6 protein-coding genes and 2 pseudogenes are annotated in these 11,938 nt (G+C 45.4%); 6 read left to right on the top strand and 2 right to left on the bottom strand.

Annotation, left to right across the window (positions count from 1 at the left end):
* Positions 1–328: 328 nt before the first annotated feature.
* The 5 genes and pseudogenes from HRE53_RS25805 to HRE53_RS25785 form a co-directional block, all read left to right on the top strand.
* The gene (locus HRE53_RS25805) at positions 329–2,143 is read left to right on the top strand and encodes a bifunctional serine/threonine-protein kinase/formylglycine-generating enzyme family protein (protein ID WP_235108501.1); all 1,815 of its coding nucleotides are present in this window, start codon (positions 329–331) and stop codon (positions 2,141–2,143) included.
* A gap of 195 nt (positions 2,144–2,338) precedes the next feature.
* Positions 2,339–6,929: pseudogene (gltB, locus tag HRE53_RS25800) on the top strand (glutamate synthase large subunit).
* A gap of 501 nt (positions 6,930–7,430) precedes the next feature.
* Positions 7,431–7,967: a helix-turn-helix domain-containing protein gene (locus HRE53_RS25795; RefSeq protein ID WP_235108500.1), complete on the top strand. Its 537-nt coding sequence runs from the start codon at positions 7,431–7,433 to the stop codon at positions 7,965–7,967.
* A gap of 729 nt (positions 7,968–8,696) precedes the next feature.
* The gene (locus tag HRE53_RS25790) at positions 8,697–9,029 is read left to right on the top strand and encodes a transcriptional regulator (protein WP_235108499.1); all 333 of its coding nucleotides are present in this window, start codon (positions 8,697–8,699) and stop codon (positions 9,027–9,029) included.
* A 174-nt stretch (positions 9,030–9,203) separates the two neighbouring features.
* Positions 9,204–9,362: pseudogene (locus HRE53_RS25785) on the top strand (transposase); the annotation flags it as partial.
* Between the two features lie 64 nt (positions 9,363–9,426).
* Here HRE53_RS25785 and HRE53_RS25780 read toward each other — a convergent pair.
* Positions 9,427–10,830, bottom strand: coding sequence for an alkaline phosphatase (locus tag HRE53_RS25780; protein WP_235108498.1), 1,404 nt, complete (start codon positions 10,828–10,830; stop codon positions 9,427–9,429).
* Positions 10,831–11,254: 424 nt separating this feature from the next.
* On the opposite strand from HRE53_RS25780, the gene HRE53_RS25775 reads away from it, so the two are divergent.
* Positions 11,255–11,596 carry a hypothetical protein gene (locus tag HRE53_RS25775; protein WP_235108497.1) on the top strand — a complete coding sequence of 114 codons (342 nt, stop codon included), beginning with the start codon at positions 11,255–11,257 and terminating at the stop codon, positions 11,594–11,596.
* A 4-nt stretch (positions 11,597–11,600) separates the two neighbouring features.
* On the opposite strand, the gene HRE53_RS25770 is transcribed toward HRE53_RS25775, so the two are convergent.
* Positions 11,601–11,825 (bottom strand): hypothetical protein, encoded by a 225-nt coding sequence (locus HRE53_RS25770; RefSeq protein ID WP_235108496.1) that lies wholly within the window; start codon positions 11,823–11,825, stop codon positions 11,601–11,603.
* Positions 11,826–11,938: the final 113 nt, after the last annotated feature.

Genomic DNA, 11,938 nt, shown 5'->3' with positions numbered 1-11,938 from the left:
ACTGACCAATTTCTGGAATCTGTTGGCCCTTTGCAATCAACTATTTTGGATGCAGTCTTTTTGACCCGTTAATCTACAGAAGCTAAAGCCAATAACCGTATTTACTAAACTGATCCTTGCTCATTTGAGAAACCTCGTTCAAAAGGTCCAAATCAGCTTAAAACTCTCAACATTGGCACATACCAAAATCCAAGAGTGAGCATCAATGTAGGTGATCAATAATCAAATCCTCACAATTCATGATTCGGATTGTAATTTTACGAACATATGTGGAGCATCAACCCTCGGTATTCTGATAGTTGTGGGAAGTTTCGATGGCCCAGATTAGATGGTCTATTGTCTGAATCCAGATTGCCAGAAACCTGTTAATCCCGATCTCGATCAACAGTGCCAATGTTGTGGCAGATCTCTTGATTTACTACGACATCGATACAAGATCCTCAAACCTTTAGGTCAGGGGGGATTTGGCAAAACATATTTAGCCGAAGATATTGATAACTTCAATGAGCTTTGTGTGGTCAAGCAGCTGATTTGTCCGACTCAAGATCAATATATAGAAAAGAAACTACAGCTCTTTTTGCGGGAAGCGCGACAACTTCAGAAGCTGAAACAGAACCCACAAGTTCCAAGTCTTCTCGCTTATTTTGAAGATCATCAACATCCCTATTTAGTTCAAGAATTTGTGGATGGTCAAAATTTGCAAGAGGAGCTAGATCAAGACGGTATTTTTAATGAGAATAAAATCCGTCGTCTACTGCTAGATCTACTCCCTATTCTGCAGGATATTCATAAGCAAAATATCATCCATCGGGATCTCAAACCCGTCAACATCATGCGACGGTATGCTGATCAACATTTAGTCCTCATTGACTTTGGCATTGCCAAACAAGATAGTTTTTCAAAACTTATGCAATCAGGAACTATCCTAGGCACCGAAGGGTTTGCCCCGCTGGAGCAATTTATAGATGGCAAAGTTTGCCCCGCTAGTGACCTATTTAGCTTAGGAGTTTGTTGTTTTAATCTACTCACAGGCATTTATCCGAATCATCTCAAACATCTCCAAGGGTATGCCTGGGTGAATGAATGGCAAAGCCATCTACCCCAACCCGTTAGCCAAGATTTAGCAGCCATTATTGGTAAATTACTGCGGATCAAGATATGCGATCGCTTTGTCTCGGCCGATGAGGTTTTGGCTGCCTTAGCCCCAGCCCAGGGCAGCAACGATTCTCTCACCTCTGTCTCAACCAGCTGGCCCACAGCAATTTCCAACACTATCTCCCCTCGTCATGGGCAAAGTCAGCTGTCTCTCCCTTATTCCACCCTAGAACCATTTAGTTTTGAGGGGCTTGAAGTGGATACCCAGGGGCAAATCATCAATCGCTCCCATTACCTAGGACAGCGTTTCTTAGAAGACCTAGGTAATGACACCCTAGAAATGGTCGCCATTCCAGAAGGGCAGTTCTGGATGGGATCGGCAGACCATGATCCCCAGCGATTTGGGGATGAAGGGCCTCAGCATGTCGTCTCTATTGCCCCGTTTTATCTGGGTAGAGTATTGATCACCCAATCCCAATGGCAACAGATTATGGGCAATAATCCATCCTCATTCAAGGGGGCTAAACGTCCAGTTGAACAAGTGTCCTGGATAGACGTGATGGAATTTTGTCAGCGTCTCTCGGATCGAACCCAGCGGCCCTATCGATTACCCAGTGAAGCTGAATGGGAATATGCTTGCCGCGCTGGGACGACCACTCCTTTCCACTTTGGAGCCAGCATTACATCTGATCTCGCCAATTATGATCGCAATCAAGCCCATGACTCTGGTCCCCAGGGACAATATCGAAAACAGACAACGGAAGTGGGCAGTTTCCCCGCCAATGCGTTTGGGCTATATGACATGGCGGGCAACCTGTGGGAATGGTGTCAAGACACCTGGCATAGCAGCTATCACAATGCCCCTAAGAATGGCAGTGCTTGGGAGGAAGAGGATAGCTCCTATCGGATTTTGCGAGGCGGCGCTTGGATTTACTCCCCTCGGTATTGTCGTTCGGCGGCTCGTTACTATGTTTCCCAGGACTGCAGCAACTTCTATATTGGCTTTCGCGTTGCCCTGTCTGCCCTACACCCTGAGAGTATGACCTAGACGCTAAATTCACGGAACATCAGTCGGATCGCTTTCCTTGAATTTGCATTAAAACCTACTGTTAATTTAGTTTCTTCGTAAGAGAATTTAGATTGACTAAAGTTAAAGCTTATAATGCTGGTCTCAGCCGACTTTCCCTTGGCTGAGGATATGCGGCATAGTCAAGTAACAGTTCGAACCTTCAGATCACCCAATATGAATAGCAATACCACTCCTGCCCCCCAAGGTCTCTACGATCCACAATTTGAGCATGATGCCTGTGGGTTGGGGTTTGTCGTTCATCAGTTGGGTCAAAAATCCCATGACATTATTGAACAGGCCCTGACGATTCTGGTGAATCTAGATCACCGGGGTGCCTGTGGTTGTGAAACCAATACGGGTGATGGTGCGGGCCTGCTGATGCAGATTCCCCATCGTTTTTTCCAGAAAGAAGCCGCCCGATTAGGATTTGAACTGCCAGAACCAGGGCAGTACGGGGTCGGGATGATTTACGCTTCCCCCGATGCCCAAGAGCGTGCAGCCAGTCGACAAACCTTTGAGCAGGTTGCCTCCCAAGAAGGCCATAAGGTTCTGGGTTGGCGAGATGTGCCCACCGATAATTCCTCCTTGGGTAATACCGCCAAGGCCAGCGAGCCATTTATGGAGCAGGTCTTTATCCAATGCAACCCAGCAGTGAAGGATGATTTGGCCTTTGAACGCAAGCTATACGTGCTTCGCAAGCTGTCCCACATTGCGATTCGCACCACGGGCATTGATGGTTATTGGTATATCTCCAGCCTGTCCTCTCGCACCATTGTCTATAAAGGCATGTTGATGCCGATTCAGGTGGGGCAATATTACCCCGACCTCCATGATCCAGAGATGGAATCTGCTTTGGGATTGGTTCACTCTCGATTTAGCACCAACACCTTCCCCAGTTGGGATCGAGCCCACCCCTATCGCTACATTGCCCATAACGGTGAAATCAATACCATGCGGGGCAATATCAATTGGATGTTGGCTCGCCAGTCGATGTTTGAGTCAGAGCTATTTGGCGAGGATATGGCCAAAGTCCAGCCCGTGATTAACGTGGACGGGAGTGACTCCACCATTTTTGACAACACTTTAGAGATGCTGTTCTTGGCGGGACGATCCCTTCCCCATGCCGCCATGATGATGATTCCCGAGCCCTGGACAGCCCATGAGTCCATGAGTGCTGAGAAAAAAGCGTTTTATAAGTACCATTCCTGTCTGATGGAGCCCTGGGATGGCCCTGCATCGATTTCCTTTACGGACGGCACCATGATTGGGGCAGTTCTAGATCGGAATGGTTTGCGGCCCTCTCGCTATTACGTCACCAAAGATAATCTGGTGATTTTGGCCTCGGAAGCAGGTGTATTACCTATAGAGCCAGAACGTGTGGCCAAGAAAGGCCGACTCACCCCCGGACGAATGTTTGTGGTGGATATGGCGCAAGGGCGAATTATTTCCGACCAAGAACTCAAAGACCAGATTATTTCCGAACATCCCTATCAGGAATGGCTGGATCAACAGATGGTGAGTGTCGAGCAGCTACCCGCTGCAGAAGCCGCTCCCGAGTACGATGCCGAGACGGTGCTGCAGCGGCAGATGGCCTTTGGCTATACCTTTGAAGAACTGCGAATGCTGATGGCCCCGATGGCTAATAACGGGGTTGAGGCGATTGGGGCCATGGGGACCGATACCCCCCTCGCGGTGCTATCCAATAAGCCGAAGTTACTTTACAACTACTTCCAGCAACTGTTTGCCCAAGTCACTAATCCCCCGATTGACTCCATTCGGGAAGCGATAATTACCTCTCCTGAAACCACCATTGGCTCCGAGCGCAACTTGCTCAACCCCGAGCCTGAGAGCTGTCATCTCCTAGAACTGAAGACGCCGCTCCTCACCAATGCTGAGTTAGCCAAAATTAAAGCCCTCAACGGCGATCCCTTTAAGTCGGCCACTCTACCCATTTTGTTTGACCCCAATGCTGGGGTTCAGGGCTTAGAAGCGGCCTTGGCTGAAGTGTGTCAGCAGGCAGATAAGGCCATTGCCTCCGGTGCAAGTCTGATCGTATTGAGCGATCGCAACTTGGATCATGACCATGCCCCTATTCCTGCATTGCTTGCCGTCTCAGGTTTACATCACCATTTGATTCGGGAAGGAACCCGGACTCAAGTCGGTCTCGTTCTAGAATCTGGTGAACCTCGCGAAGTCCATCATTATGCGGTTCTGATTGGCTATGGCTGTGGGGCAATTAATCCCTACGTTGCCTTTGAAACCATCCACGACATGATTCACCAGGGACTGATGGTGAATATTGATCCTAAAGCGGCCTGTAAGAACTACATCAAGGCCGCCACCAAAGGCGTGATTAAGGTAGCCTCCAAAATTGGGATTTCTACGATTCAAAGCTATCGCGGTGCCCAGATTTTTGAAGCCATTGGCCTCAACAAATCAGTGGTAGACAAGTACTTTAGCTGGACTGCCTCTCGGATTGAGGGGGCGGACCTCGCCGTCTTGGCGGAAGAAGCGATTCAACGCCATCGCCATGCCTTCCCTGAAAGGGATGTGGAAGTCCATACCCTTGATGTCGGTGGCGAATACCAGTGGCGAAAAGAAGGGGAAGCCCATTTGTTTAGCCCCCAAGTCATCCATACCCTGCAGCAAGCAACCCGTGCGGGTGATTTTGACCTGTTCAAGAAATACTCGGCCCTAGTGAATGAGCAGAATGAACAGCTATTTACCCTGCGAGGTCTGCTGGCATTTAAAGAGCGTCAGCCCATTCCCATTGACGAAGTTGAACCTATTGAAGAAATCACCCGACGGTTTAAGACGGGGGCCATGAGCTATGGCTCAATCTCCAGGGAGGCTCATGAATCCCTAGCCATTGCCATGAATCGAGTCGGTGGCAAGTCCAATACGGGCGAAGGCGGTGAAGACCCTGAACGTTTCACCTGGACCAACGACCAGGGCGATTCCAAAAATAGCGCCATTAAACAAGTGGCTTCTGGTCGCTTCGGCGTCACCAGCCTCTACCTATCCCAGGCCAAAGAAATCCAAATCAAAATGGCTCAGGGTGCCAAGCCGGGAGAAGGAGGGCAACTCCCTGGCCGCAAGGTCTATCCCTGGATTGCCAAGGTGCGCCACTCCACCCCAGGTGTGGGTCTGATTTCACCCCCCACCCCACCATGACATCTACTCGATTGAGGACTTGGCAGAACTGATCCACGACCTTAAGAATGCCAACCGTAGTGCCCGCATCAACGTCAAATTAGTCTCTGAAGTGGGTGTTGGTACCATTGCTGCTGGGGTCGCTAAAGCCCATGCGGATGTGGTCCTTGTTTCTGGCTTTGACGGGGGCACAGGAGCCTCGCCTCAAACGTCTATTAAGCATGCAGGACTGCCTTGGGAGCTGGGAATTGCCGAGACCCATCAAACCTTAGTTCTCAATAATCTGCGCAGCCGTATTGTTGTGGAAACGGATGGTCAACTGAAGACGGGCCGGGATATCGTGATTGCCGCTCTTTTGGGAGCCGAGGAGTTTGGCTTCTCCACTGCACCTTTGGTTAGCCTGGGCTGCATTATGATGCGCGTCTGCCATTTGAATACCTGCCCTGTGGGCGTCGCTACCCAAGATCCACAACTTCGGGATAAATTCACCGGCGACCCAGCCCACACCGTTAACTTTATGCAGTTCATCGCTCAAGAAGTGCGGGAACTGATGGCACAACTGGGCTTCCGGACCCTGAATGAGATGGTGGGCCGTTCGGATGTCTTGGAACCTCGCCGGGCTATTGATCACTGGAAAGCCAAGGGATTAGACTTCTCTAAGATTCTTTATCAGCCTGACGTTTCCGACGATATCGGTCGCTATTGCCAGATTCCTCAAGATCATGGTCTGGAGAAATCGCTAGATATGACGACCTTATTGGATCTATGTCAGCCAGCGATTGAAAAGGGCGAGAAGGTAAAAGCCACCCTGCCGATTAAAAATGTCAATCGGGCTGTGGGTACGATTCTTGGTAATGAAATCACCAAACGTCATTGGGAAGGTCTACCTGAAAACACGGTTCACCTCCATTTTCAAGGCAGTGCGGGGCAAAGCTTTGGTGCCTTTGTACCACCCGGCGTAACCCTAGAGCTAGAGGGTGATGCCAATGACTACTTTGGTAAGGGCCTCAGTGGCGGCAAGATTATTCTCTATCCCTCTAAGGAATCGACGTTTGTAGCGGAAGAGAACATCATTGTCGGTAACGTAGCCTTCTATGGAGCTACTGGCGGTGAAGCCTATATTCGCGGAATTGGTGGAGAGCGATTCTGTGTCAGGAATTCTGGGGTGCGGGCTGTCGTGGAATCCGTGGGCGATCATGCCTGTGAATATATGACTGGAGGCCAGGCTGTCATCCTGGGAACTACAGGCCGTAACTTTGCTGCGGGTATGAGTGGTGGGGTCGCCTATGTCCTCGATGAAGCTGGGGATTTTGCGACACGCTGCAATACGGAAATGGTCGCTCTAGAGTCTTTGGCAGATCCTGAAGATATCAAAGATTTGAAGGAGGCCATTCAGCGCCATGTGGACTATACCCAGAGCGAACAGGGGGCTAGAGTTCTCGCAGATTGGGAAGCCATGTTGCCCAAGTTTGTGAAGGTAATGCCACGGGATTATAAGCGGGTATTGCAGGCGATTCAGAATGCGATCGAGGATGGCTTGAGTGGGGATGATGCTTTGTCTGCTGCCTTTGAGCAAAATGCTAAAGATGTAGCTCGAATCAGTGGTAGTTAATAAGTGATAGCTTGAGAGGGTATTTATGGAAAGTGCTCTGAAATCTGTGCTGAGCAATGAAAATATCGTTTTTGCGTTAGAGTAGTATGCACAGAATTGCTATTCATACCCTAAAACCTTTGCTCAAGAGCGTTTAGCTCAGCTTGATATTTGCTTTGTAAATAGCCTCTAAGAATACACAATTAGGATAGTAAAGAACTATCGATTCCCTTTCAAGCTATTGCAAGAAAGCCTGTTGCTAGTGGGAGCATGTCACCTTTACAGATGCACAAAATTTTCAATCAGAAATTTGATGTCTGAAAGCAAGACTAGCAATGATTCCTGGGATAAGTATAAATACTAGATCACACAGGTAACATGCTCCCGTTGCTAGTAGAAACAAGTAAGAGAATGTTCTTTATTCTCTTGTTACCTTGAAGCCTAGATTATTCTATTAGCTTAATCTCAAGAGATATCAATTCCGCTAAATAATAGCAATAGATAGATGTCATTAAGATTTATATGAAGCAACCACATGAATGGACGGAAGAAGACATACTTTCTCTTATTGCTAATAAGATCGAAGAAAGCATAGATTTAGACTATAAAGAATGTAGAGCTTTAGAAAATACACCAAGTAAAAAGAAAGAAATAGGGAAAGATGTTTCAGCCTTTGCAAACTCTGCTGGTGGAACTATCGTTTATGGGATCAAGGAAGAAGGCCACTTACCTACTTCCATAGATGTTGGATTCGATCCAAAGGTCATATCAAAGGAATGGTTAGATCAAGTTATAAACTCTAATATTAAACCTAAGGTTGAAGGCGTTATCATCAACCCAATTGAACTATTAACCACCAAACCTGGGAAATATGTGTACGTTGTTAACATACCCCAAGCTTTGTCAAGGGCACCGCATCAAGCTTCAGATAAAAGGTACTACAAGCGTTATAACTCTACTTCATTAGCTATTGAGGATTATGAAGTAAGAGACTTATTTAGTCGGCAAAGTATTCCTGATTTATTTTTAGAATTTTTTTCTTACAAAAGATCGCTTTGATGAACCTCAAAAGATGAAGGAAAAGTCTCTTAATACAAAAAAATAGTGAGTTTCTAAAGGTTGATTTATTTGTAAATATTGGGAATAGATCAAGTCAACCAGCAGATTGCTCTACTTTAGAAATTATTTTTTCCAGAGCAATGCAAAAATAATAAATAGCCCTTTATTTACAGAAAGAATAAATTATTTTCATTTAAAAGGAAGGTTTGCCCATCAATCCTATAAAGTCTACGATTTTAAGCCGAAACTTAGTCTCACCGCATCATATGCCAATTTTTTTGCTCCTACAATTATACTCTCACAGAAAAGAGTCCGATAAGTATAGAGATTAAGGAAGATACTCCAATTTACTGGAAGATATATTGTCCAAAATGTGAAACAAAGATGGGAGTTTTAGTTGTTGAAAGAGAAGAAAATAAAGCATCTCTAACAGAACTAAGTGTCGAAGAATATCTTAGGCCACTTATTGATGGAGTTAAACGAGAAAATTCAAATTAAGATTTATTTTTTTCTTTGGGCATCTATGTCTAATCAATTTATTTACCGAGAGAACAGGTAAATCAGCATTCTCAAAATCATCAGCATTATGGATTTGCTAAGAATGAACGCGATAATATTACCCAGGATAAGTTAGACGCCTTTATGAAAGCAGCATAAGAGAACCTCTCTCTTGCCGAGGATCAAATAGCCGCATTACTGTGAAACACAGGCCATCACAGGGATGAAGCTATGAGTAAGCCAACGCAATACAACTCAGATGTCTTTGCTGTTATTCACGAATCAATGGAAGCTTTGCATCAAATCGATGCCATCAGCAAAACGACGATGGGTGAGCTTGACGAAACTTGTCTCACGCCCATTCAGCCTATTCCTGAGGATATTCGAGCGTTGCAAGAGCGTGGAAATGCCTCGCAATTTGTGTTTGCCGCTACCTTAATGTTTCCAGCAATCAAGTTTTTGAATGGGAGAGAGGTATCAAAAAAACAAAGTGGTGCTGCCATACACCCAAAGATCGTATATAACGGACATTCCGCAGTTTGGGTTCTGAAAATTAAAAATTAAATCTAGGCTTGTTTTTGAAGTGTAAACACGTACAAATTTAGAGCCAAATCCTCAATTTTTAATAAATCTTTGTGGATATTCTAGATCAAGTGGCTTTTGTTAAGGGTTCAACTTAGGTAAATAGTCATAATTTTCTAAATTATTAAGTTGATAAATCAATTGGCAGAATGTCAGTTTGAGATTTTACCCAAACAGTGAGTTGTAGAGCGTATGTTTGGGTAGCTCAACTGGTATCGCCGCCTGAGCAAAGAGTATGAGCAGTTAGCGAAAATGAGCGAAGCAGCCATCTATACTGTGATAACTCGCGTGATGCTAAGACGATTAACGGCATAAAGATTCACTTTATCATTGGCCTCCAAGGGAGTAGCAACACGATCAGTGGATATTAACCAGTTTTCTATGTAAAAGAATGTACTTTTGTACGAATAGGTTTTAGTTGTTCAGCTTTTCGTGGAAAGACATTGACCTCCACTTTATCAAGATCTACCTTAACCAGAGTGAAATTATCAGAACGATAAGGTTCACTGGCATTAGCCATGTTGTAGGTCGCTAATGCACTTTTTTCCAGCGTTCCCTCTAACTTGAAGGCACTGCTGGTTGGATGAGGATAAGGCCAGAAAAAGGGTGAGGAAACAACACATATGATCTTGAAGTCAGAGTCATCTGGGCTGACTAGCTCTGTGGATAAGGAGGCGTGAATATCTCCCGAAATGCAGACAACTCGCTTGATCTTATGATGAAAAATCCAGTCGAACAGCTCACGTCTTTGCTCCGGGAAACCGGACCATTGATCGTCATTACCTTGTACAGCATCTGGGAACAGCAAAACGGACGTGGCAATGATTTTGACTCGATTGGAACCATCCTTCAGCCAGCACTTGAGCGCCTCCATTTGCTCATCACTCATCATTCTTTGAGTGGCGAGATGGCGTTCAGTACGGGTGTCGGTCATAAAGTAATCACAACATCCATCACTGAATGTGTACCAAAGTCTATCTGGAATGCCAGTAATTCGTTTTTCATGGGCTGGAAATAATGGGCTATGACTCGCTTGATAGGTTAGATAAGCATGAATCGCAGCAGGGTACTTCGTGACATAGTCTTTCGGGGTACTTTGAGCGGGCCAGTTATCCTCAATCTCATGATCATCAAGAGTCATGTAGGTGGGAATTTGGCTCATGACTTGGCGAATATAGGGTTGGGAAAATGCCTGACGATACCGTTTGTAGTACTCGTCTAAGCGAGTATCTGCACCAATAACATTCAGATCATCTGCATAGATTTGATCCCCTAGCATCAGAAATTGGTTGATGGCATGATTTTTCCCTAGTAATTTCGAGATGGTCTGAAATGTCTTATCCCCCCGGGTATCAAATAAGGATCCAAGAAACAGGCGCAATAGATACCGACAGGAACCGAAAATAAACTGTCGAGGAGCTTGGAGATCGGCAGAGGCAGTTGTTACTTCTCCTGTACTGGCTTGAGTCCAATTGATGCGAAGACTGTCGGGAATTTCCGAGTAACTCTGTTCAGAAAAAAACCATCCTATTTGGAAAACATATTGGGTTTCAGGATCTAAATGATCGAATATCGTCACTCCGGTCATGTCAAAATTTGGATTCAGTTTGAAAAACTGCCCTGTCCCAAAAGCTGAATCTTCTAATTTTTTTATCCGGGCAATCCCTAAGCAGCGTTTGCACCCCAACTGGGTCTTTTCAAATTCTCCTCTTCCCCAGAGGTGGACTTCAGTTGTTGTTGTTGCTCCAACTATGGGGCCAATGGTCAGGGGGTTGACGCGCATGGGGGGACCTCAAATCACTGATAAGCAGAAAGAATACACCCAGTTCTATCCCATTTGGGTTGTGTACTGATATGTATTATCTGCCTAGAGTGACAATAGTTCCCATTGCAAAGAAATATTGATGAACTTGAGTCGGCTAGGGTGAGGGATGCAGGGTGCGATCGCAAAATAGTATCCCCAACTAAGCATTGTTAGCAGCAGTCCAAAACCCTATTTGAAAGCCGCTCCCAGCCTTTCCCCCAAATCTTAGTGAGAAGTTATCAAGTCTTTAAGGTTCCCTTTAGGTGGGTAGGCTATCACTATAAGAGTCTGTCTAAATATCTGATGTTAACTGGGGAATCGGGACTACAAAATATTCTTTTTTGAACTAAATATAAATCTTGGTAAACACTCATCTCACCAAGACTATTGAGTTTCTATTTAGATGGTCCTTTCATCTCCTAAGTCAAAATTTTCTGTATTGCCCCAGACTGAAAATCTTGAAAATTATACGGTGATCGTCGAATTACCAAAACTTACAGTTTTATACCGAATTGACTTGGATAAAGTGATTGCCATCGCGACTAATCCTAGTGCTTTGGAGACTCATAATGTATCGGTATTTAAGATGAGTAACTGCCAGATCAATCTGCAACATCGCTGCGGGACTGCTGATGTAGAGCTTGAGTTATTTTGCCGCAATCTTGCTGGCGATTCAAATACATCAATCGATTACTATCCTAATTCTCAAATTAGGCTTTATCAAATCAGAGCGTCTAAAAATTGAGCCTCTAGCCTCTAGCCCACTCTGCTTCTCGCTCAAGGTAGTACAGCGCAATAGGGGTCCAATAGGGAGATGAAGTTGGATGGGCTTGAGGTTGAGAAGCCACTGATGCTAATTGGGCTTGCTGCTCAGAGTTTGAGGAATGCTGAATAACCGGAATCTGAGTATGAATATTGTCTGGCATCATAATCTTCACTATTAACGTCGATATTTCTTGAAATTTTTGCAGCATGAGCAGTATATCTAAACCCAAAGTGCCGATATATCGCTCAAGACCTGCTGCTATCGCAATAGATGATAGTTTCTGCAGCTATTATTAGTGAAATGATCAGGCTTGAATGTGAT

The sequence above is a fragment of the Acaryochloris sp. 'Moss Beach' genome (genome assembly GCF_021497025.1).
Classification (GTDB): Bacteria; Cyanobacteriota; Cyanobacteriia; order Thermosynechococcales; family Thermosynechococcaceae; genus Acaryochloris; species Acaryochloris marina_A.
This window is presented reverse-complemented; position numbering and strand designations above follow the sequence as displayed.

Excerpts from the sequence above, each read along its gene's own strand:
- HRE53_RS25790 (WP_235108499.1), top strand. The coding sequence starts at position 8,697 with ATGAGTAAGCCAACGCAATACAACTCAGATGTCTTTGCTGTTATTCAC.
- HRE53_RS25805 (WP_235108501.1), top strand. The coding sequence starts at position 329 with ATGGTCTATTGTCTGAATCCAGATTGCCAGAAACCTGTTAATCCCGAT.
- HRE53_RS25795 (WP_235108500.1), top strand. The coding sequence starts at position 7,431 with ATGAAGCAACCACATGAATGGACGGAAGAAGACATACTTTCTCTTATT.
- HRE53_RS25775 (WP_235108497.1), top strand. The coding sequence starts at position 11,255 with ATGGTCCTTTCATCTCCTAAGTCAAAATTTTCTGTATTGCCCCAGACT.
- HRE53_RS25780 (WP_235108498.1), bottom strand. The coding sequence starts at position 10,830 with ATGCGCGTCAACCCCCTGACCATTGGCCCCATAGTTGGAGCAACAACA.
- HRE53_RS25770 (WP_235108496.1), bottom strand. The coding sequence starts at position 11,825 with ATGCTGCAAAAATTTCAAGAAATATCGACGTTAATAGTGAAGATTATG.